General features: G+C 35.9%; 19 protein-coding genes and 1 tRNA gene. 19 read left to right on the plus strand and 1 reads right to left on the minus strand.

What is annotated here, in order from left to right; all coding sequences use genetic code 11:
- Positions 1-2: 2 nt before the first annotated feature.
- From ACSAMO_RS10295 to ACSAMO_RS10320, 6 genes are all read left to right on the plus strand, one after another.
- Complete coding sequence (locus ACSAMO_RS10295) at positions 3-2,276, plus strand: dynamin family protein (RefSeq protein ID WP_499209264.1); 2,274 nt, start codon at positions 3-5, stop codon at positions 2,274-2,276.
- Positions 2,277-2,289: 13 nt separating this feature from the next.
- Positions 2,290-3,549 (plus strand): dynamin family protein, encoded by a 1,260-nt coding sequence (locus ACSAMO_RS10300; RefSeq protein WP_499209265.1) that lies wholly within the window; start codon positions 2,290-2,292, stop codon positions 3,547-3,549.
- Positions 3,550-3,566: 17 nt separating this feature from the next.
- Entirely contained in the window at positions 3,567-5,471 is a 1,905-nt protein-coding gene (locus tag ACSAMO_RS10305; RefSeq protein ID WP_499209266.1) for a hypothetical protein, read from the plus strand.
- Between the two features lie 27 nt (positions 5,472-5,498).
- The gene (locus ACSAMO_RS10310) at positions 5,499-6,737 is read left to right on the plus strand and encodes an IS256 family transposase (RefSeq protein WP_499209267.1); all 1,239 of its coding nucleotides are present in this window, start codon (positions 5,499-5,501) and stop codon (positions 6,735-6,737) included.
- Positions 6,738-6,884: 147 nt separating this feature from the next.
- A complete protein-coding gene (locus ACSAMO_RS10315; protein ID WP_499209268.1) occupies positions 6,885-7,352 on the plus strand; it encodes a CFI-box-CTERM domain-containing protein in 468 nt (155 codons plus the stop codon).
- A gap of 116 nt (positions 7,353-7,468) precedes the next feature.
- A complete protein-coding gene (locus tag ACSAMO_RS10320) occupies positions 7,469-8,731 on the plus strand; it encodes a glycoside hydrolase family 27 protein (protein ID WP_499209269.1) in 1,263 nt (420 codons plus the stop codon).
- Here ACSAMO_RS10320 and ACSAMO_RS10325 read toward each other — a convergent pair.
- Positions 8,726-9,229, minus strand: coding sequence for a phosphatase PAP2 family protein (locus tag ACSAMO_RS10325; RefSeq protein WP_022229770.1), 504 nt, complete (start codon positions 9,227-9,229; stop codon positions 8,726-8,728). The two genes, ACSAMO_RS10320 and ACSAMO_RS10325, sit on opposite strands and share 6 nt — an antisense overlap.
- A 177-nt stretch (positions 9,230-9,406) precedes the next feature.
- Between ACSAMO_RS10325 and ACSAMO_RS10330 the strand changes: the two genes are divergently transcribed.
- The 13 genes from ACSAMO_RS10330 to ACSAMO_RS10390 all read left to right on the plus strand — a co-directional run bounded on the left by ACSAMO_RS10330 (position 9,407) and on the right by ACSAMO_RS10390 (position 24,200).
- On the plus strand, positions 9,407-9,865 hold the full coding sequence (locus ACSAMO_RS10330; protein WP_022229771.1) for a hypothetical protein: 459 nt from the start codon (positions 9,407-9,409) through the stop codon (positions 9,863-9,865).
- A gap of 85 nt (positions 9,866-9,950) precedes the next feature.
- A complete protein-coding gene (locus ACSAMO_RS10335) occupies positions 9,951-10,769 on the plus strand; it encodes a substrate-binding periplasmic protein (RefSeq protein ID WP_022229772.1) in 819 nt (272 codons plus the stop codon).
- On the plus strand, positions 10,762-12,921 hold the full coding sequence (locus ACSAMO_RS10340) for an ATP-binding protein (protein WP_022229773.1): 2,160 nt from the start codon (positions 10,762-10,764) through the stop codon (positions 12,919-12,921). Before ACSAMO_RS10335 ends, ACSAMO_RS10340 begins: the two co-directional genes overlap by 8 nt.
- Positions 12,922-13,119: 198 nt before the next feature.
- Positions 13,120-13,410, plus strand: coding sequence for a hypothetical protein (locus ACSAMO_RS10345; protein ID WP_022229774.1), 291 nt, complete (start codon positions 13,120-13,122; stop codon positions 13,408-13,410).
- A 252-nt stretch (positions 13,411-13,662) separates the two neighbouring features.
- Positions 13,663-15,246, plus strand: a complete 1,584-nt coding sequence (locus tag ACSAMO_RS10350) for a sodium:solute symporter family protein (RefSeq protein ID WP_499209270.1) — start codon at positions 13,663-13,665, stop codon at positions 15,244-15,246.
- 18 nt (positions 15,247-15,264) lie between these two features.
- Positions 15,265-16,899 (plus strand): class I adenylate-forming enzyme family protein, encoded by a 1,635-nt coding sequence (locus tag ACSAMO_RS10355; protein WP_147514247.1) that lies wholly within the window; start codon positions 15,265-15,267, stop codon positions 16,897-16,899.
- 104 nt (positions 16,900-17,003) lie between these two features.
- Complete coding sequence (locus ACSAMO_RS10360) at positions 17,004-17,666, plus strand: M48 family metallopeptidase (RefSeq protein WP_337600093.1); 663 nt, start codon at positions 17,004-17,006, stop codon at positions 17,664-17,666.
- 193 nt (positions 17,667-17,859) lie between these two features.
- Entirely contained in the window at positions 17,860-18,630 is a 771-nt protein-coding gene (locus ACSAMO_RS10365; protein ID WP_499209271.1) for a nucleotidyltransferase domain-containing protein, read from the plus strand.
- A gap of 10 nt (positions 18,631-18,640) precedes the next feature.
- Positions 18,641-19,867, plus strand: coding sequence for a WYL domain-containing protein (locus tag ACSAMO_RS10370; protein WP_499209272.1), 1,227 nt, complete (start codon positions 18,641-18,643; stop codon positions 19,865-19,867).
- Positions 19,867-20,769 (plus strand): WYL domain-containing protein, encoded by a 903-nt coding sequence (locus ACSAMO_RS10375; RefSeq protein WP_499209273.1) that lies wholly within the window; start codon positions 19,867-19,869, stop codon positions 20,767-20,769. Before ACSAMO_RS10370 ends, ACSAMO_RS10375 begins: the two co-directional genes overlap by 1 nt.
- 189 nt (positions 20,770-20,958) lie before the next feature.
- Positions 20,959-21,030: transfer RNA gene (locus ACSAMO_RS10380), tRNA-Ala, on the plus strand.
- Positions 21,031-21,236: 206 nt separating this feature from the next.
- The gene (locus ACSAMO_RS10385) at positions 21,237-22,703 is read left to right on the plus strand and encodes a DUF2828 family protein (RefSeq protein WP_499209274.1); all 1,467 of its coding nucleotides are present in this window, start codon (positions 21,237-21,239) and stop codon (positions 22,701-22,703) included.
- 76 nt (positions 22,704-22,779) lie between these two features.
- Positions 22,780-24,200 (plus strand): IS3 family transposase gene (locus ACSAMO_RS10390; RefSeq protein ID WP_303693311.1). Its coding sequence is split into 2 segments (ribosomal slippage): positions 22,780-23,302 and positions 23,302-24,200, totalling 1,422 coding nucleotides; the frame shifts between segments, so codons are not numbered across the junction.
- Positions 24,201-24,265: the final 65 nt, after the last annotated feature.

The raw sequence follows: 24,265 nt of genomic DNA on the forward strand, positions 1-24,265 counted from the left end.
TAATGGATTACAAAGGCTTTGAAGAAAAAGTAAGCAAAGTTAATGAACAAATACAAAAGTATAAAGAAGTAATTAACAGCGAATATCTTTCTAATTTTGAGACTTACATAAAACAGTACAAAGAAAGTATTGAAGAAAAGCTAAAAGAAGGAAGAATGTTAAGAATCGGTATTGTAGGTGAAGTTAAGGCGGGTAAATCGTCATTCTTAAATTCACTTATATTTGACGGTGATCAGGTATTGCCGAAAGCCGCTACACCTATGACAGCCGCACTTACAAAAATTAATTACAGTGAAAATCCTATTTCTAAAATACATTACTATACCAAAGACGACTGGGACGGTATATGCAGAATGGCTAAGTCGTATGACGAAGAAGTCCAAAAGGCGTATGACAAATATGTTGAAACATATAAGAAAGATAAGAAGAGAAATGCCGGTGGCGGTGGCATATTAGGCGGTATATTAACTGAAGAAAAGTCTAAAAAGCCTATGCCGAAAATGAAAACAAAAGAAGAATTTGAAAAGGCGAATAAATCTTCGTTCAATAAAAATTATGCCGGAAGTAAAGAATTGGTAAATATGGCGCAAAGAGTTTTGGATATACAACAATATTTGGGTACAACCGAAACAGTAAATCTTTCGGGAAACAAGAACGAATATTTTAATATTCTTAATGAATATGTCGGAGCAGACGGTAAAATGACGCCGCTTGTAAAATACACAGAAATTTCTCTTGAGAATGAGGCACTTAAAGATATTGAAATCGTAGATACTCCGGGACTTAATGACCCGATTATTTCAAGAGGTACTATAACTCAGGACTTTTTGGGAAAATGTGACGTTGTGTATTTGCTCAGCTACACAGGTCAATTTATAACAAAAGACGATATGGAGCTTATAAACAGAAGTATTCCGGACGAAGGTATAAATGAAGTTGTAGTTATAGGAAGTAAAGTGGATTCTGGTATTTTGGACTTTAATGCTAAGAACGCAACATTCAAACAGGCATATTATTACAGCCTTGAAAATTATAAAAAGCAGGCGAAAACCAATTTTGAAAAATCTATAGCCAATTCTAAAAATTCCGAGTTGCTCAGAGAGTTGGCTCAAAAAGAACCGATGTTTGTATCGGCTATGATGTATAACATAGCGAAAAAAATGAAGGCAAATGAAAGTCTTGATGATGCAGAGGCTAATATAATCGCACAATACAAAAAACGTTTCAGTGATTTCCAATATGACAATGCTGATTTTATAAAAGCATTTTCAAGCATTGATAAAGTCAGAAATAAGACATTTAAGGAAACAAAAGAAAAGAAAGACGTTATTATTCAGCAAAATACCGAGAATTTTATACATAGTCAAAAAAATAAATTTGCTAACCTTTTGGAAGACATAAACGCTCAATTATACAGTAATCAGAGAAAGCTTGAAAGCGAAGACCGTCAGAGCCTGAAAGAAGAACTTGAATTTATAAATCAACAAATGAATTCTATTCGAGGAAAGGTTAAGAATGTTTTTGCAGAGGCGGCTGCCGATACAAAAATCAGTATGAAAGATTTAAAGAGTGATATAGAATACGAAATGCGTAACTATGACGAGTTAAGCGTCGAACAGAAAACAGAAATAAAACATCGTTCAGATACAACCGGTCATCTTTTTTGGAAAAAGACTTATCATTGGGATGAAACTATTCATCATACGGAATCAACAGTGACAAGTGTAATAAGAAACTTGGACAAATACAGACTGCAATGTGAAAAATTAATTAATGAACGTATTAAATTCAGTATCAACATAAAAAGTATCGAAGAAAGAATTAAGCAGATTATTATAAATATATTTGATATTTCGGATGACAAATTTGATAAAGAAGAAATTTTAGGACCGGTCACAATCGCATTAAAAAGCTTACAGCTTGAAGATATTTCTATTGACCCTAAAAAGTTCAGAGAAAGTCTTGACGGTAAAATGACAGGTATAGCAGAAAATGACGTGGTAAAAGACGAAAACGTTCCGAAACTGAACAGAGCACAGGCAGATGTTATAAACGATTTGAAGAACGAAATTATAAGTCAGATTGATTTAATGACTACAAGATTGGCTAATCAGTTGGACGCAAATGCGTCAGGCTTTATCGATAATATATTATCAAAATTAGAAAAGCAAAATAAAATGTTGTCTGAACAAATCGAAAATAAAGATAAATATATCGTTCTGTATAAAGAATGTATATCTGTAATTGCGGAATGTAAACAGACAATTTCTGAATAAAGGAGATAAACAAATGAGCAGTGAAGGGAATTTTGAGGATTTCTTTGATTTTGACAAGCCACCCGAAAAACCTGTTATGGATGATGAGAACCCTTATCTTATGGAAAAAGATAAGGGTATTGAGCTTATATCAAGGTTAATGCCGATAAAAAAAGTTAATGAAAAAAGAAGTATGAAGAAGTTTGATCATATTGTGAACGAAAAGTTGCTTGAACATATTGCTTATCAGGACAGCACCACAGAAACTGCCGATTATATCGAATTTCAAAAGATATGCAGTAAAATCAAAGAACAAAGTGCACTGACAAAATTGATTGAGAAAACCGTTATCGGTGTCGGAGGACAATTCAGTGCCGGAAAATCAAAGTTTATTGATAATATCTTGAAAGAAGATATATTGCCTGACGCACAAAATCCGACGACGTCAATTCCTACTTTTGTATTGCATGGCGACAACAGAGAAATCGAGGCTTGTACATATGAAAATTATGTTACAGCATTAGATAAAGACGCTATGCAAGCTATTACGCACAAGTTTTATGAAAATTACAATATTGGATTTGCGAGTATAATCAAAAATATGGTTATTACCGTTCCTGAGTTTGAGTATCCGAATATTGCGATACTTGATACTCCCGGATATAACAAGGCAGATATGGATAAAAAGCAGGAGAAACTTACCGACGAAAAAAAGACTATGGAGCAAATTTCTGTTGCGGATTTTTTGATTTGGCTTGTTGACAGCGAGGGCGGAACAATAAAAGAAGATGATATAAAATTCTTTGGTAAAATAGGTATAAACACGCCTATATTATTCGTGTTCAACAAGGCTGACAAACGTACTGAAAACGATTTGAAACAGATATTGGAAAAGGCAAAGGAAACTTTGGACGACAGAGGAATTGAATATTTTGATATAATCGCATATTCGAGTTTTGAGGAAAAAGAATATTTCAATATAAACAATAAAGGACTGAAAGCATTTTTGGAATTTGCAAACGGTTACACAAACAATAAAGAAAATACAACGGCTCAACTAAATGCTATATTCAAAAATATTAAAACTACATATGACGAAGATATGTCAAAGCATGAGAAAATCATAGCCGATTGTAAAGATGTTGCCAAAGAACAGGCACATAATATAACTTCTGTTATGACAATTCTTTCGGACTCTTATATGAAGATGCAAAAATTCAAAAAGTCTGTAAGCGAAGTAAAAAAAGTAGAACGCGAAATAAAGTCAATATTATATCGTATGAAATCTAAATAAGTTGAGGAATGAATAAAATGAACGAGATAGAATCAGAAAGAGTCTTAGATACATTATCAAAGATGATGATAGATACAAAAGATTCAGAAGATGAAAACCATAAGGCAGAAAAGATATATGACGACATATACGGAAAAATAAACGGAGAGTATTATGCCGCATTGACAAAAATGCCGAGTAAAGAAAATTATAAAATCATCGACAATGTAAAAAATCTTTTGAAGTGTATGGAACTGTTATTGAAGTTCCCAAAACTTAAATATAAAAATATTATAGGTATAAAATGCAGTGATAAAAAAATCTATAAAGATGAATTGAGTAAGATTACCGATAAGCTGAACGGTCCTTATTACAACGGAAATGTGCCTATAATTTTATACGGAAGTGAAACTGACGAGGCATATGCCATAAATATTAACGGCAATAAATTTGAGTTTTCTATCGATAATATTGTCAGCGCAAATCAAAGTCTTAAAGGTGCAAATATTGCGGAAGAAAAGATAATCGATATGTACTGCGTCGGTACAAAATTGAGAAGTAAAAATATTGCGTATATAATATATCCTGTCAATAAAGATATTAACAATGAAAGATTATCGTATTTGGATATGCTTGTTGATATTTATGCCGTTGACGAAAATCTTATTAATGATGACGGGTTGAAAGATAAGACGGTTATAAAAGCAGATGCAAATTCGTACGATAAATACGATTATGCCGTTGATAATATTCACGTTTCGGAATATTTTAAATATGTAACTGCAAGTACGATTTTTAAGTTGACGGAAAAAATCAAATACAATAAGGATTTGATTGGTAAAATTAATACCGATATGATTTTTAAAGGTACGACTGACAGTGAAGATGTGTTGCAGAATATTAAAAGCGAGATTGGTGCAGAACAAAAGAGATATGAAGAATTGCTTAAACAAATCAACAGTGTTGTAAATGAGATAAGCGGTGATTTCTTAGAGTATGAGGAAACAATAAGCATAAGCCGGGCGAATTTTACACACACACATTTTGATTTAGACGAAATATATGCGGAATTGTTTATGCTTGCCATATCTGAAAAACATATTGATGTTGCAAAAGAATATCAAGAAAAATCAAAGGCGATAAATTCGTCATACAGTTACATATTCCCATTGTTCTTTATGAAAAAAGAAATGATTAACAGTACAGAACTTTCCAAAAAAATTCTGATGCAATTAAAGTCGGACGGCAGAACAAATAAACGACTGAATAAGATTAAATTGGAATTAAAGGATGAATTGAAACTTTCCGAGGATGAAATGTATAAAGCTGCATTGTGCATTGATGAATTGCAGACGGCTAACGAATATTTGGCGATGAGTTACGGAACTACATCGGAAAAAGATAAAAAACAGTATTTGATGACAGCCGTCGGAATGGGCAGTCAAGTGGCGGGTGAAATACTTTTCTCAACATATGATTTGTCAGACGATGATATGTACACTCTTGCAATGCAAATGAACGGACAGGCTTGTTATATAATCAGTCAGAAAGATAAATATGAGTCTGAATCGAAAATCTTCCTTAATATGAGTGCGGCTTTGGGGTATCCTAAGGCAATAAAGGCGGTTACGCATAGACAATATTCCGAATTTAATAAAATGAAGAAGGACGAGAAAAAAACATTCGGTCCTGAACTTATAAATATGTACGAAAAAATAATTGATATGGGTTATACCGAAGAAGATGTATATTTTGAACTTGGTACAATCTATTATGAAATAGGTAATTACAAAATGGCACTTGATACTTACAAAACCTGTACAGGTAAAGGTAAAGCTATGTATATAGTGGGGTGTATGTACAGAGACGGCAAGGGTACTGCTCAAAACGAAATTCGAGTCAATTTCAAGTATTGTGTAAACCTTCATTATGGTGTAGAATAGAAATACACTAAATGGAGGTTTTTAATTATGCCACGAAGAAAAAGAACACCGGAAGAAATTGCACGAAAAGAACGCACAAAAGCACTTATGAAAGAATTGAACATCAAAGATATGGACGATATTCAAGATTTGTTCAAATCTTTTGTTGCGGCTGCCTTAGAGGGCGGTCTTGAAGCAGAGCTTGACGAAGAATTAGGCTATTCCAAGTACGATTATCGCAACAAAGAAACCAATAACAGTCGCAATGGTTACAGTAAAAAGACCATGAAAACCAGTTTTGGAGACATGGATATAGATATTCCACGAGACCGCAATGGTGATTTTGAACCTAAGCTTATTCAAAAACATCAAACAACATTGTCGGGAGATATTGAAGAAAAAATCATATCAATGTACGCCAAAGGAATGACAGAAAATGATATAGCAGCACACATTGAAGAAATATATGGACTTGATGTGTCTGACAGTACCATAAGCCGTGTTACAGATAAAATTTTGCCAATAGCTAAGGAATGGCAATCACGTCCTTTGGAAGAAGTATATGCAGTTGTATTTATGGATGCAATACATTATCATGTGCGATACGAAGGACGTATAGTAAAAAAGGCTGTATACATAGCAATAGGTATAAATTTAGATGGCAGAAAAGATGTTCTTGGCATGTGGGTTGGTGAAAACGAGAGTGCAAAATTCTGGCTTTCTGTCTTAAACGGATTAAAAAATCGAGGAGTAAATGATATTTTAATTGCTTGTATTGACGGACTAAGCGGATTTACCAATGCGATTGAAGCAGTCTTTCCGCAAACAGAAATACAGCAATGCATAATCCATCAAATCCGTAATACAACAAAATATGTGTCATACAAAGATATTAAAGCACTTATGGCAGATTTAAAGCGTGTTTATGCAGCGATAGATGAGGATACCGCATTACAAGAATTAGACCGATTTGATGAAATATGGGGAGGAAAATACCCAAAAATCGCTGATAACTGGCGAGATAAATGGGTTCATTTATCCACATATTTCAAGTATCCCCAAGCAGTGCGTACACTTATCTACACAACCAATACGATAGAAGGATTCAATCGTCAACTTAGAAAAGTGACTAAAAACAAGGGGGTTTTTCCTACAGATGATAGCTTGTTTAAGATGCTGTACCTTGCAATGATGGACATCACGAAAAAATGGACAGGTCGACGTCGTGATTGGGGCGAGATTCATTCTCAGTTGGAGATATTCTTCGCTGATAGAATCAGCTATTGACAAGTGCTGATTTTTCTGATAATGTAAAAGCGGACGGAATTTAATTCCGTCCACTTAAATAAATTTTTCTGCACTATTTTGTATTTACACAAAACTTGAAGAATACTCGAAAATTCGGCATTGAAGTATTTGAAAAAAGCGGCGGATATGGATTATAATAAAGGCATGGTCGATTATGAAAAACTTAAAGGTAAAATTGCCGAGAGAGAGGAAAAGGAAAAATTCGATGCTCAAAAAGATTATTCTTCATATTCCACAACAAGCAATTCATCATACAGCGGCGGTTGCTTTATAACCACGGCTACTTGTACGGCTTTGAATAAGCCTGATGATTGTGAAGAATTGTTAGCTTTTAAGGCATACAGAGATAATCACCTTGTTTATGAACCTGACGGCAGAAAGCTTATACGAGAATATTATCGAATAGCACCCGGCATAGTAAGAATTATTGACGGTATGGAAAAATCGCTTGAATTTTATCAGAATTTGTGGGATCAATATATTATTGTTGGATATAAATATCTTCAAGAAAATAATCTTGCAAAGGCAAAAGAAACATACATAAATATGGTATTACATTTATGCAATTTATTTGATATTCAGACGGAAGTATAAGAAAGTTTCCTATGATGTTTAACATCATAGGAATTTTTTTGTGAAACAATTCTTGATTTACTTTAAATAAATGGTATAATTAAATTAATTATTTATTCGGAAAGGATTATGGTATTATGAAAGCAAAATTGACAAAGCCGCCTATGGGGTGGAACAGTTGGGATTGTTACGGTGCGAGCGTTACGGAGGAGGAAGTAATACGTAATGCGGAGTATATGGCGAAAAATTTAAAGGAGTTCGGTTGGGAGTATGTGGTTGTTGACATACAGTGGTTTGAGCCGAACGCAAAAAGTGCGGATTACAACAAAGACGCATCGCTTATAATGGATGAGTATTCACGTCTTATGCCTGCGGTAAATCGTTTTCCATCGGCAGAGGGCGGAAAGGGCTTTAAACCGCTTGCCGATTATATACACAGTCTTGGATTGAAATTCGGTATACATATTTTAAGAGGTATTCCGAAACAGGCGGTAAGACAGAACACAAAGATTTTGGGTACAACTCATACGGCGGCGGAAATAGCCGATTTCGGAAGTGTATGTGATTGGAACAGCGATATGTGCGGTGTTGATATGAGCCGTGACGGTGCACAGGAATATTATAATTCGATAATCAAAATGTACGCCGAATGGGGTGTTGATTTTATAAAGGTAGACGATATTGCAAGACCGTATCACAAGTCGGAAATTGAGGGTGTACAAAATGCGATACAGGCAAGCGGCCGTGATATAATTTTATCGCTTTCACCCGGTGAAGCACCGCTTAAAGAGGCGAAACACCTTAATGAATATGCACATATGTGGCGAATGACCGATGATTTTTGGGACGGTTGGGAACAGCTTAAAAAGATGTTTGACTATTGCCGTAATTGGTTTCCGTATGTGTGTGACGGCGGTTATCCCGACTGCGATATGCTGCCGCTCGGCAGAATAGGTATTCGTTCGCATGGCGGTGACAGAATGACTAATTTCACGCGTGACGAACAACGAATGATGATGACTCTTTGGAGTATGTTCCGTTCACCGTTGATGTTTGGCGGCGATATGGTGTATAACGATGAATTTACGCTGTCACTTATTACAAACAAAACGATTATCGAAATCGACCAAAACGGTTATGCCGGCAGAGAGGTTTACAGAAAAGGCAATGAAATCGTTTGGGCGGCAAACGGAAAAGACGGTAAATATTACGTTGCTCAATTCAATATCGGTGAAGAAGAAATTACCGCAAAAACCGATTTGGCGTTCGTGGGTATTATGCCGAACGAGAATGTAAAAATAACCGAAGTATGGGAAAATAAAAAGGCAGAACTAAACGATAATACAATCATTTCAACTGTTCCGCCGCACGGTGTGAAATTGTTTGAAATCGTGCTATAATGAGCATACGAAGTGTGCGATAATTGTACCTAACGCAATTCCGCCGATAATATCGGACGGATAGTGAATGTATAGATATAATCTTGAAAACGCAATGACACTTGCCAACAAAAATGCGGGATACGCAAACATTATATCAGTGTGCAACAAAACGGCTGCGGCAATGAATGATGACATAGTATGGCAAGACGGAAATGAATAGTCGTACGGTATCGGAATTAAAAGCGATACCGCACGGTTTATCCAACAAGGACGAGGACGGCAGATAATGTTTTTAAGTAAACAGTTGCCGATTAACACGCCCATAATAAGACCGACAAGTATGAGAACACCTGCTTGTCGGTATTTTTTATAACAGATTAATAGAAATGATATTGCTATCCAGATTATACCTCCGTCACCGAGTGATGAGCATTTTATCATTAACGAATCTAAGAATTTACAACGTAATTTATTTTGAATTAAGTCCAAAATCAGAAAATCAACTGTCTGTATCATAAAATCACACTTCTTTCTAAAATTCATTTGTTTTATAAGATGATTTTATCATACAAATGTAAAATCTGATAGCATATAAATCTAAAGAATTTTTAAAATTTTTATAAAGTGCGTTATTCTTGACAGCAAAATTTAACTAATATATAATGAAAATAAACAGCGAAAGGAGCGAGAAAAATGGGGTTTAGGACAACAAAATTAGGCGAGCGGGTATCGGTGGATACGAGGAAAATGTCAAACGGTGAAAGTGAACTTTTTGAATTTGACGAAGATACCAAGCCGTATTTTGTTGATTACACATTAACGGATTTTATTGTGAAAATGATAAATGAAAAACGCATAACAACGGCACAGATTGCGGATTTAAGTAATTTAGAGCCTAATTACATAAACAAACTGCGTATCGGGCAGATAAAGAAACCGTCACGAGATAAACTTTTGCAACTTGCGTTCGGATTATCGTTTACCGAAGACGAAACTCAACTGCTATTACGTTTGGCAGGACTTTGTGCATTGTATCCGAGATTTAAACGGGATTATATAATTATGACGTGTATAAGAGCAAACAAGAGTATTTGGGAATGTAATGACTATTTAATTGAAAACGGTGTAGATGGAGTGGTTACAGAAGAATGAAGATATTGACTTTTTATGTCAAAACAGGTATAATATTAATTAACTAAAACTATTTGGATATTCTATGCGATTAAGGGAGGTAAAAATGGGGGGCAAAAGGTCAATCATATCATTAATAATCGTCTGTCTTATAGGTTGTATGTTATGCGGCTGCGATAAAAAGCAGGATACAGAAAAAGAAATCGGCAAAAATGCACCTAAAATTGTGGTAGGCAGCGACAATTATCCTCCTTTCAATTATATGGACGAGAACGGAAATCCGACAGGTATTGATGTTGATATTGCTACCGAGGCTTTTAAAAGATTGGGCTACCGTGTCGAATTTGTAAATATTGAATGGGAAGATAAAAAGAATTTAGTTGAAAACGGCGATATAGATTGTATTTGGGGCTGTTTTTCAATCAAAGGACGTGAGAACGATTATAAGTGGACAAAACCGTATATGGTCAGCCGACAAGTGGTGGCGGTCAATAAAAGCAGTAATATATATTCTTTGAGTGACCTTGAAGGTAAAATTATTGCGGTTCAATCCACTACAAAGCCTGAGGAAATTTTTCTAAACCGTACCGACAGTAAAATTCCCGAAGTAAAAGAGGTGTTCAGTTTAGAGGACAGGGAGCAGATATACACATACTTGGGAAAAGGGTATGTTGACGCGATTTCGGCACACGAAACGGCGATAAGACAATATATGCAGGATTATGATATGGATTACAGAATTTTAGACGAGAGCATATTTGTTACGGGAATCGGTGCGGCATTTGCTATAAATGACGATAGAGGAATTGAAGAAAAATTATCCGAAAAGTTTGATGAAATGCAGAAAGACGGCACAATGGAGATTATCGTAAGCAAATATCTTTCCAATGCCTATAAGTATTTGGAGGTGGACAGCCTTGAATGATAAAAAGTTTGAAAATGTCCGCAGCGGTAAAAGTTTTTGGTATAAAGAAATTATATTCGGAATTATTTTTTTGATAATTGTATTTGTCGGTTCTGCACAGGTCGACAAAAAAGCAGCTAAATCTCAAGTCAATTCTACTATAAGCTATGTTAAAACTCAATGCTCAATATATGCAAGATACAATGACGCAACGGAAACAAAAACGCTTATGAGAGTTATAGTAAATACGCAACAGGTAAATCGAGATATAGAGTTTTGCGGTTCGGAGCTTGATGTGGAAGCGTTGAAAAAATATGCGTCTGAACAACGTCTGACAGGTATTATAGTAATGGACGAAAACGGCAAAGTCGAAGAAGAGTGCAGCAGTGACGGATTAAATTCCGAAAGCTTGAAAAAATATATACAAAAAACTGCAGTGCTTGACGTTGCAAAATATCCGAAAAAGACTTATACGGCACATATTGATTTTGCTGACGGTTCGTATGTCAACTTAGCGTCACAGGGAAGAATTGATAAAACAGGTGTGATAGTTGGATTTCATCATACTAACGCTGAGTATGCAAAAAATTATAACCTTACTGTGCAAAGCTTACTTTCGGGATATGATACATATCGTGACGGAATAATCGCAATAACAGACGGACACAAAATAGTGGCGTCTAACGATGAAAGTATGGTAGGTAAAAACGTTAAAGAAAACGAGGTTGTCAGAAAACTGAGAAATAACGGTAAAATCGGCAAATTGGTTAGAGTACAGAATAAGTTTGAAGGCTATTACGGCAGTATGGATAAGAGCAGAGATTACTATATATATGTGTATCTGCCGGAATGTACGGTTTTTGAAATTGTACCGAGAAATATACTCTATGCGCTTGCAATGTATATAACATTGCTTATTATTATCCAACTTATCAAGCAGAGTTCGGAAAGAAAGTACCTTGTTGAACAGAATAAACGTGAGAAGGAATACAAGGAAAAGCTTATGGAATCAGCGAAAAAGGCAGAACAGGCAAACACTGCAAAGACGGAATTTTTACAGCGAATGAGCCACGATATTCGCACGCCGATAAACGGTATACGCGGTATGATAGAGCTTGCGGATTATTACAGTGATGATTTGCAAAAACAGGAGGAATGTCGTAAAAAGATATGGGACGCGTCCGGATTGTTGCTTGAATTGATTAATGAAGTACTTGATATGGGTAAACTTGAATCCGGCGAAATTCTTCTTGAAGAACGTGAATTTAATTTAAAAAAGTTGCTTGGTGACATTGTTAATGTGGTCGAGAAACAGTCGAAAGAACATCAGCTTGAAATTGTTCAATGCGATTATCAGATTGAACATTGGAACTTGATCGGAAGTCCTATACATATAAAGCGTATGCTTATGAACATATTGAGCAATGCCGTTAAGTATAACAGGTACAATGGCAAGATTATACTTGATTGCCGAGAGGTGAGTTGTATCGGTAATGTGGCGCTGATTGAATTTATTTGTAAGGATACAGGTATCGGAATGAGTAAGGAATTTCAGGAACATATTTTTGAGCCGTTCGCACAGGAATTTAACAGTGCAAGAAGTTCGTTCGGCGGTACCGGTCTTGGTATGCCGATTGCGAAAAGCCTTGTTGAAACAATGGGTGGCAATATTGAATTTGAAAGTGAAAAAAATGTCGGAACTACTTTCAGATTGAAAATTCCGTTTAAGATTGATGATTGCGTTCATATCGAAGAACCGACAGAGGAAGAACATAATGTTTCCATAGAGGGAGTACGCGTGCTTGTTGCGGAAGATAATGACCTTAATATGGAGATTACGGAATTTGTGCTTTCATCAGTCGGCGCGGTGGTAATAAAAGCGTCAAACGGTCAAGAGGCAATAGAGATTTTTGAAAAATCTGAAGTCGGAGAAATTGACATTATATTGATGGACGTTATGATGCCGGGCGTTGACGGATTGGCTGCAACACGAATTATACGCTCAATGAGCAGAGAGGACGCAAAGACAATACCGATTATCGCAATGACTGCAAATGCGTTTTCGGAGGATCGTCTCAGAGCTGTTGAGGCAGGTATGAATGAACATCTTGCAAAACCGCTTGAATCGACTGTTATTATTAAAACGATTGCGAAATATTTGAAAGAAGAATAATAAAAAAGCAGATACTGTGTTGTATCTGCTTTTTTGTACATTATATACAAATAATTCCAATAAAAACTGTATAAAAGGTAAAAATTAACAAATGAGTATTTACAAATTAAGTAATATATGCTATTATATATACAGATAACAGGTAAAGTTATCCAAAAAATACTTAAATTATTTAATTTACAAAGGAGTGTGTTTACTATGTTAAAGAAAATTGTTTCAGGAATGTTGGCAGCGGGAATGATGTTGGCGAGTGTATCGGCATTTGCCTGTGATTGCGGATCGGAGTACAAAAAAACTTATGAGTATCCATACATCGGAAATGACAAGCACCAGGTAGCATACCGCTGCAGTAATCCGAATTGCGATGATCCGTTTACATTGGTAGGAACATACGATTGTACATACGAGTGGGTTGAATATGAAAATCCGGATACATGGTCAATTTCGTGGGTTCAAATGTGTACTGTTTGCGGACATATTAAAGATTAAAACAAAATAAATGCCACATCGAAAGATGTGGCATTTTTGATTGCAGATAAAGCCATAACTGTTTTATCTACAATTTGATATATGCTTTAATGTACAAAATATGATTAAGATTTTTGCACACAATTAACAAATTTGCCGAAAGGACTTTATTTTTTGTCTAAAATGTAGTAAAATATTCCTTGTAGCGTTGTAGAACAGTAGTCTGTAAAAAACAGAACAAAATTTTTATGTAAAACGGAAGGACGGAGAAAAATGGAACAAAATTTACATCAAACGCAAACTGTTACAGTTATTGCACTTATAATCTTTGCATTAATAATGATTGCAATAGGTATATTCAGTGCAAGAAAGACGAAAACAATGGACGGATTTCTGCTTGGCGGCAGAAAAATCGGTGCATGGGTAAGTGCTTTTGCATACGGTACGTCATATTTTTCGGCAGTTATTTTTGTAGGCTATGCGGGACAGCATGGCTGGAACATCGGTTTGGGCAGTATTTGGATAGGCATAGGTAATGCGATATTCGGCTGTCTGCTTGCGTGGATGCTTTTGGCAAAACGCACACGAACGATGACACATACTTTAAAATCAAAAACTATGCCTGAATTTTTTGAAGGGCGATTTAATTCAACAAAGATGAAAGTCTTTGCCGCGATTATTATATTCGTATTCCTTGTACCGTACAGTGCGGCGGTTTATAAAGGACTCGGCTCAATGTTCACAACGATTTTCCCAACGGTATCGGTTAATACATGGATGCTTGTTATAGCAGTTTTGACGGCGATTTATCTTGTTCTCGGCGGATATGTCGCAACGGCATACACCGACTTTGTACAAGGCATAATTATGATTGTCGGAGTATTTGCAATGGTAGTTGCTATTGTTAAAAATCCGAACGTAGGCGGTTTTTCACACTTCTTCTCAAATCTTGCGTCTGTTGCCGATAACGGTGACAAGATAACGGGCGCTCAGCTTACAAGCTGGTACGGCGGAGCAAATTGGAAATTCCTATGCGTAAATATTTTGCTTACAAGTTTCGGTACATGGGGACTTCCTCAAATGGTTAGCAAATATTATGCGGTTAAAGATATTAAATCAATTCATAAAGCGACTGTTATTTCAACAGTATTTGCACTTATAATCGGTGCGGGTGCATACTTTGTCGGCTCGCTTTCAAGACTTGTTTTGAATAACCAACTGCCTGAAGGCGGAGTTGACGCGGTTATTCCGAACACATTGCTTACAGCACTCGGTGACCCTAATATCGTAACAACAATCATTCTTGCGGTAATACTTATTCTTTTGTTGTCGGCGTCAATGTCAACGCTTTCATCAATCGTTTTGTCATCTGCATCGGCTATTTCGGTTGACTTAATTCCGGCAGTGAATAAGAATTACAGCGGAAAAAATCAAATGATTTTAACAAGAGCACTCTGTCTTTTGTTCGTTGCACTTTCATACATATTCGCAACGGGCAACATTACGATTATAGTAAATATTATGTCATTCAGTTGGGGCATAGTATCGGGCTGTTTTATCGGTCCTTACATATGGGGTATTTATTCAAAGAAAACAACAAAAGCAGGTGCCTGGGCAGGTATGATTCTTGGATTTTTGACTGTTGCGGTTACAACAATCGTGCTTACATCAATGAATACCGCAAGCTGTGATACTGTATACGAAGCATTCAAGCTTGCCGCAAAGAAAGCACCTGAAATGGGTGTTGCCGCAATGGCTGTGTCACTTTCAGCAGTGCCTGTTGTATCAATGTTTACAAAAAAATATGATGATAAATTCCTTGACGGAGTGTTTGCAAAGACAGCCGACGAGGATTAAAAAGGAGATATTATAAAAATGCCAATTACTGAACTACTTGAAAAAAACGCACAAATGTACGGTGATGAGGTAAGCCTTGTGGAGATTAATCCAAAGGCTATGGAACACGCAAAGGTTACATGGAGAGAATACTCTCTTATCGAAACAAACCCTATGGAGGCAGGTCGTACCGAGATAACTTGGAAAGAGTTTGACAAAAGGTCAAACCGATTTGCGAATTTGCTTCTAAGCCGTGGTATTAAAAAAGGCGACAAGGTTGCTATACTTCTTATGAACTGTCTTGAATGGCTGCCGATATACTTCGGTATATTGAAAGCCGGAGCAATCGCAGTGCCGTTAAATTACAGATATACGGCTGACGAGATTAAGTATTGTCTTGAACTTGCAGAGGCTGACGTGCTTGTATTCGGTCCTGAATTTATCGGCAGAGTTGAGGAAATAAGCGACAGAATACCGGGCGTAAAGCAGACGTTTTATGTGGGTGCGGAATGTCCTACATTTGCGGAGAGCTATGACTATCTTGTTAAATTTATGCGTAGTATTAAGCCTGATGTTGAAATAACTGATGACGATAATGCCGCAATATATTTTTCATCGGGAACAACAGGTTTTCCGAAAGCGATTTTACACGCACACAGAAGCCTTGTTCATTCCGCAAATGTTGAACAAAAACATCACGGACAAACTCATGATGATGTATTCTTGTGCATACCTCCGCTTTACCATACGGGTGCAAAAATGCACTGGTTCGGAAGTCTTATTTCGGGCGGTAAAGCCGTACTTCTAAAGGGTATAAAGCCCGAATGGATTTTACAGGCGGTGTCGGAAGAAGAATGTACAATAGTATGGCTTTTAGTGCCGTGGGCACAGGATATACTTGATGCGATTGAAAGCGGTGAAGTAAAACTTGACAAATACAAACTTGACCAATGGCGATTAATGCACATAGGTGCGCAACCTGTTCCGCCGAGTCTTATCAAGAGATGGAAGAAGTATTTTCCTAATCATCAGTATGATACAAACTACGGTCTTAGCGAATCAATCGGACCCGGTTGTGTACATCTTGGTGTTGAGAATATACATAAAGTCGGTGCAATCGGTAAAGCCGGTTACGGTTGGGAAGTTAAGATTGTCGATAAAGACGGCAATACCGTTAAGCAAGGCGAAGTCGGCGAACTTTGCGTAAAAGGTCCGGGCGTAATGCGTTGCTATTATAATGATAAAAAGGCTACCGATGAAGTGTTAAAGGACGGTTGGCTTTTGACAGGTGATGTTGCGAAAGAGGACGAGGACGGATTTATTTATCTTGTTGACAGAGCGAAAGACGTTATCATTTCGGGCGGTGAAAACTTGTATCCGGTACAGATTGAGGACTTTTTAAGAAAACATGATGCAATTAAGGACGTAGCCGTTATCGGTTTGCCTGATACGAGATTGGGCGAGATTGCGGCGGCAATTATTGAATTAAAGCCTGACCACGTCTGTACGGAGGCAGAAATCGAAGATTTCTGCAAGGAATTACCGAGATATAAAAGACCGCATAAGTTTATTTTTGCAGACGTTCCGAGAAATCCTACGGGTAAAATAGAGAAACCGAAACTTCGTGAAATTTATTGCGGTGAAAGCGTTGTCGCAAAACAAATTGAAAATTAAGATTAATTAAAGGAAGGTGTCGCTATGACACCTTTTTTGTTGCAAAATTTTTGAGTTTGTATTATACTGTCTGTAAATAATATGTGAAAAAGATGTGAGTTATAATGGTGAATTATGAAATTAAATATACAAATCGAAAAACACTTGCGATATACATAACTAAAGACGCAAGAGTGGAAGTGCGTTGTAACAAGCGTGTACGCAAAGCGGATATTGAACGGTTTATCTGTGAAAAAGAAAAGTGGATAAACGAAAAACTTGAATTAATGCGCAGTCGAAAAAGTGTGTTACTCGGCAACGGAAGTAAGATTTTGTACTTGGGTAAAGAATACGAAATTGTTGTTTCCGAAAGTAAAGAGGGTATGTGTGATGATAAATTTTTTGTACATCCGAGCAGTGACGAAAGATACGTTTATACCGTTTTAGAGAAGTTTTATAAACAAAAAGCAAAAGAAATAATAGCCGAACGACTGCACAAATATGAGCAGATTATGGGCTTGTATTCAACCAAATTCGGTATAACGTCCGCAAATACAAGATGGGGTTCGTGCAGCGGAAAGAACAGTATCAACTTCACTTGGAAACTTGTTATGGCGGATATTGATGTGATAGATTACGTTGTCGTGCACGAAATCGCACATATAAAAGAAAAAAATCACGGTAAGAATTTTTGGAACTTGGTCGGTAAATATTATCCGAATTATAAATCTGCAAGAGTGTATTTAAGAAATTTATCGGTAAGAATACAGCAAGATAACTGGATATAAAATTTTTTACAAAAAATTTTTTAAAAATGCAACGTTTTCCTTTGACCGTTTGTTTTATATATGAGGACCTCAAAAAAGTAAAAAATGCCGAACTTTTTCGGCATTTTTTTGTTTTCGCAACTTATTATCCTATATATTGGACTTAGGTTGTGATATAATTTAATCAAGTAAAAGTTTAAGTGGGGTGAAAAGTATGGATATATCAAGCAAAATGCAAAATGTGATAGAAGAACAATTAAAGGAAATTGAAGAAAAAGAAAATGTGAAGATAATTTATTGTGTTGAATCGGGAAGTCGTGCGTGGGGATTTGCGTCACCGGACAGTGATTATGATGTGAGATTTATATATGTACGCAATAAAGAGGATTATTTGAAATTGAATAAAAATCGTGATGTTATAGAGTGGCGACTTGATGATGTTCTTGACATAAACGGCTGGGATATACAAAAAGCGCTTAGGCTGTTGTACAAGTCCAACCCGACTTTGATTGAATGGAGTATGTCGCCGATAGTATACAAGACAACACCGCAATGGGAAAAGATTTCGGGAATTGTAAGTCAGTATTTTCTTGAAAAAACAGGTGTGTATCACTATTTGAGTATGGCAAAAGGGAATTACAGAGAATATTTGAAAACCGATGAAGTGAAATTAAAAAAATATTTTTATGTTATAAGACCTATTCTTGCATGTAAGTGGATTTTGGATAAGAAAACCGCACCGCCTATGTTATTTTCGGAATTGATGAATGAGTGCCTTGACGATGAATTGAAACCGGAAATAAATCGCTTGCTTGAAATAAAAAAACAAACTTCCGAACTCGGAAAAGGAAAAAGAATTGATGTTATAAACGACTATATCGAAAAAGAACTTGCGGAAATAGAAAAGAAAGCCGATATAATTGAAAATAAATATAACGATTGGGAGATTTTAAATAAAATATTTTTAGAAATATTAGAGCAGTAGGGGTGGAAATATGGCATACAGTGAGCTTATAAAGAATTTTGAAAATATTCGTGATTATATGAGTCAATTTTATGTGTACGGATTTAAAAGACGTAAAGATTATGACAAAAAAAGCAGCAGGAGTTATGATAATGAACGTCGAAGAATTGAAAGTTGGCTTGGGGAATATATGTGTTTCACAAATGAGTCGGACGGTAAAAGTACCTTTTTGTCACTTGACAGCAGAACTGTTTTGCATAATCCGCTATACAAGGCATTTAAGGCGAAAAGCTTTACCGATAAGGATATAATGCTGCATTTTTACATACTCGATATTTTGAAAAACAAAAGTCTTTCGTCAAGTGAAATTGCCGATGAAATAGCGAATGAATATTTCTCAATGTTTGAGAGTGTCAAGGAATGTGACGAGTCAACCATAAGAAAAAAGTTAAACGAATATGAAAAATTGGGGCTTATAAAAAGTGAAAAGCAGGGCAGAAAAAGAATATACAGTTTAAACGAATGTGATGTTGATTTGGATAAGTGGAGAGATGCGTTGTCATTTTTTACGGAGGTTAATCCTATCGGAGTTATCGGCTCGTATTTGCTTGACAAATTTGACAATGAAGAAAATTCGTTCAGATTTAAACATCACTATATATTCAACGCACTTGAAAGTGAAGTGCTGTATGATTTGCTTGATATAATGAACGGCAACTGTAATGCGGAAATAAAATTATTTTCAAACAATATGCAAAAAATAAAAACATATAAAGTTTTACCGCTTAAAATTTATGTCAGTACATATTACGGCAGACGGTATGTTTTGATGTGGAATTATATTTTTAAACGCTTTGCATTTTACAGGCTTGACAGAATAAAAGAGGTTTGTAAGTCAAATGAATGTACAAATAAAAATGAAATGATGATGAGAGCCGATACTGCTGTGCAAAAATTATGGGGAGTGTCGTTCGGAAAAGAAAACTACATCGAAAAACTTGAAATGACTGTCCGCATAGCAAAGGGAGAGGAATATATTTTAAAACGGCTTGAAAGAGAAAAAAGAAACGGAACTATCCAAAAACTTGCAAACGGTGATTACAAGTTTATGACGGAAGTATATGACGCATCGGAAATGGTACCGTGGATAAAAACATTTACAGGCAGAATAGTTGAAATAAAGTGCAGTAATGAACGTGTTGAAAAGCAAATAAAAGAAGATTTTGAAATGATGAAGAGGATATACGAGGTGCGGTAATGATATTCAGTGAAATTTACGGAGAATATTTTAATGCAGTGGCAAAAATTCTGGATACAGCAGTGCGTGGTGAGTTAAATGAAAATGATATAATCAGCATTGTCGGCAAAAGTGCATTCGGTGAAAGTATACTTAGTCTGCCGCAAAAAATAAAAAATGAGAAGTGGGGACTGTTAACGTCCGATTTGAAAACTCCGATAAAAAACAAACCGCAGATGCCGTTGACCGATATGGAAAAAAGATGGCTCAGAGCGGTTTTGAACGATTCGAGAGTGAAGTTGTTTGATGTGGACATAAAAGGTTTGGAGAATGCAGAGCCGTTATACAGTCAGGATATGTTTGTGTATTTTGACAGGTATAATGACGGTGATCCGTATAATGACGAACGATATATAAGGAATTTTAAAACTGTTTTAAAAGCCTTGCGTGAAAAACGTAAAGCAGTCGTTAAATTCAGAGGCAGAACAGGTAAAGTGCATAATAAATCGGTGATACCGTACAACATAGAATATTCACCGCAGGACGACAAATTCAGATTACAGGCATATGAAAGACATACTTTGTGGACGATTAATATTGCACGAATTGAAGATTGCAGGCTTGACGAAAAATTTGAAAAGACAGTTTCGTATAAAGTAAAAAAGGAAAAATTGGTAATTGAACTCATCGATGAAAGAAATGCACTTGAAAGAACAATGCTGCATTTTTCTCATCTTGAAAAGAAAACAGAAAAAGTTTCAAACGACAGGTATAAGATTACTTTGTATTATGATAAAGATGATGAAACGGAGCTTTTAATAAGAGTTTTGGCGTTCGGACCTGTAATGAAAGTCACGGAGCCGGAATCGTTTATTGAGCAGATAAAACAAAGACTTAGAATGCAAAATAATTTAAACAAATAGTATTTCGCAACTTTTTTTCCGTGAAAAGAACAACTCATATGTGTATAATTAAAATCAATAAAGGTGCTAACAGCAATCGGTTCTACAGAAGATTAACTGTTTTTGCTGACAGGTTTAGCGGGTTTGATTTCCGCACTGTTTACTAAAAAGCACCTTGTTTCTAAAGGTGCTTACAGCAAACGAAAACCTAACGATTAGTTCTACAGGAGAACACCTGTTTTGCAGACAGGGGGTTAGCGGGTTCGACTCCCGCATTGTTTATTAGAAGAGCACCTTGTATCTACATGAACAATTAAAGGTGCTAACAGCAATTTTTTTAGATGCAGAATGAGCTACGATGAAAGTCGGAACTCTATTTAACAAAAAGCACCTTGGCATAAAGGCACATACAGCAATGATTTTTTGAGCGATTCATATATTCAAAATGTGCCTTGTTTTTTTATTTTAATTATCAGGAGGGATTTTCAATGCTTGAATTATTAAAAGAGAAATCTAACAAAACATATACCGAAAACGGAGCGGTTACATACAAGGGAACAAAATCATATTGCCTTGATTTGTTTTCAACAATCGGTGCGTTAAGAAGTGCCGATGAAACAGAAATTGTAAAGCGATTTATCAGAGCATATAACGAAAATCCCGATATGGCAATGAAAATTTTGTTTTATGCAAGAGATGTTCGCGGCGGAATTGGCGAAAGACGTGTGTTTCGTATAATACTTAAATTCCTTGCATTATATAACAAGCAGTCGCTTATTAAAAATATAAAATATGTCGGCGAATACGGACGGTTTGACGATTTGCTTGTACTGCTGTATACCGATTGCAAAGAATATGTTATAAAATTTATAAAAGAACAGCTTGAACAAGACATTGATTTAATGGCAGAAGGTAAGAATATATCGCTTTTGGCAAAGTGGTTGCCGTCAGTAAATGCGTCAAATAAAGCGACTAAATACAATGCCCGAAAAATAGCCAAAGCACTCGAAATGGATAACTGTGAGTATCGAAAAATGCTTTCACGTTTGAGAAACTATATTAAAATAATCGAAAATAATCTTAGAGAAAAAGACTATACATTCGATTATTCATATCAACCGTCCAAAGCATTGATGAAATATCGAAAGGCATTTATACGAAACGATAAAGACAGGTATAGCGAGTTTTTGCAAGATGTACAATCTGGAAATGCGAAAATCAATACGGAAACTCTTACGCCATACGATATTATTGCTCCTATTATCAATGAAGATACAGAAATAAGTGATGAGGAAAGAAAAAGTCTTGATGTGACGTGGGATAATCAAGCTGATTACACAAATGATGAGAATGCTGTTGTTGTAGCTGATACGTCGGGTTCAATGTATTGGTGCAGTGCAACTCCGAAACCGATTTCGGTAGCGTTTTCACTCGCAATATATTTTGCGGAAAGAAACAGCGGTGATTTTAAAAATCACTTTATTACTTTTTCGTGTAATCCGCAGCTTATTGAAATTAAGGGTAAGGATATTTATGAAAAAGTGAAGTATAGCGAAACTTTTGCGGAATGTGCCAATACTGATATTCAAGCGGTGTTCGACCTTGTTTTAAGTACGGCGGTGAAAAATAAAACATTGCCTGAAGATATGCCGTCAAAATTGTATATAATATCGGATATGGAATTTGATTATTGTGCGGAAAATTCTGATGTTACAAATTTTGAATACGCAAAGGAAAAGTTTGAACAGAACGGATATACTTTGCCTAAGGTGGTGTTTTGGAATGTTGCAAGCCGCAATATGCAATCACCTGTAGAAATGAATGAGCAAGGTGTGACGCTTGTTTCCGGTTGCAATCCGAGAATTTTTTCAATGGTTACGGAAGATAAGTGTACTCCGTATGAGTATATGCTTGATGTGCTTAATCAAGAGAGATATGCTGATATTAAGGCATAAAAAAAGGCGAGATAGTTTTTGAACCGACCCCCAAAAGTTAGACCAAAAATCTAACTATTGGGAGGTCGGTTTTTTCATGGCAAAATATAGTTTTGAATTTAAAATGGAGGTTGTGCAGGCATATCTAAATGCTGAAGGTGGGTATAGATATTTAGCAAGTAAATATAACATTCCTGCAAAGAGGAGAATTGAAGAATGGGTACACGCATACAGAGAATTTGGTGAAGAAGGGTTAATGCGTTCGAGACAAAATAAGAAATATACTTTTCAATTTAAGCTTTCTATGGTAGAATTGTATCTATCAAGTGAGGTCTCATATCAGGAATTAGCACTATCACAAGGAATTAGTAATCCATCATTGATTGTAAAATGGGTCAATGATTTCAGAATTGCCGGACCTGATGCTTTGAGACCTAAAAAGAAAGGTCGTAAGAAAACATTGGATATAAGAGAATGTAAAAAGCCTTCTAAATATGACGGAGAAAAACCCGTGGATACAAGTGCCGAGCATGTCAAAGAACTTGAAGACGAACTACTTAAACTTAGAATAGAAAATGCATATTTAAAAGAATTGAGGAGACTGCGTTTAGAGGAGGAAACTCTTCTGAAAAAACAGCGAGAATTGTCCACAGTCTCCGAGGACAGTTCAAATTAAAAGACATTCTCGCAGTAGTCGGTTTTCCAAAGGCAACATATATGTATTGGCAAAAACGATTTGACAGAGAAAATCCTGATAAACAGTTGGAGGATGAAATCACTAAAATCCATATAGAAAACAAGGATTACGGTTACAGACGGGTATATAGAGAATTACGAAACAGAAAGATTTTTGTGAATAAAAAGAAAGTTCAAAGAATCATGCAAAAATTATGTTTCCAGGTCACATCATTTACTCGAAAAAGTCGCAGATATAATTCGTACAAAGGCAATGTTGGTAAAATAGCACCAAACAGAATTAACAGGCGATTTAATACATCTGTACCGCATCAAAAGATAACTACTGACACGACCGAATTTAAGTATTATGAGATTGACAACAAAGGCCGAATGGTAATTAAGAAATTGTATTTAGACCCATTTCTTGATATGTTTAATGGTGAAGTGTTAAGCTATGGTATAAGCAAAACTCCATCAGCGGCAAGTGTTTTATCGGCACAGAAACAAGCAATAGAAATAACATCTGATTGCCCATACAGAAGAACATTCCATTCAGACAGAGGTTGGGCATATCAAATGGGTGCATATTCCTCTGTTCTTAAAGAAAACAAAATATTTCAAAGTATGTCTCGGAAAGGAAATTGTTATGATAACTCTGTGATGGAAAATTTCTTTGGAATATTAAAGCAGGAAATGTATTATGGAACTACATATTACAGCTTTGAAGAGCTTAAAGATGCTATTGAAAGATATATAAAATATTACAACGAGAAAAGAATAAAAGAAAAACTTGGGTGGATGAGTCCGGTTGAGTATCGGCTCAACACCTTGGCTGCATAAAAATAGCGTAGCAGTCGTTAAAACTACTACGCTATAAAAAGTCTAACTTTTGGGGGTCACATCAT

The organism is Ructibacterium sp. SJQ-7 (assembly GCF_054696575.1).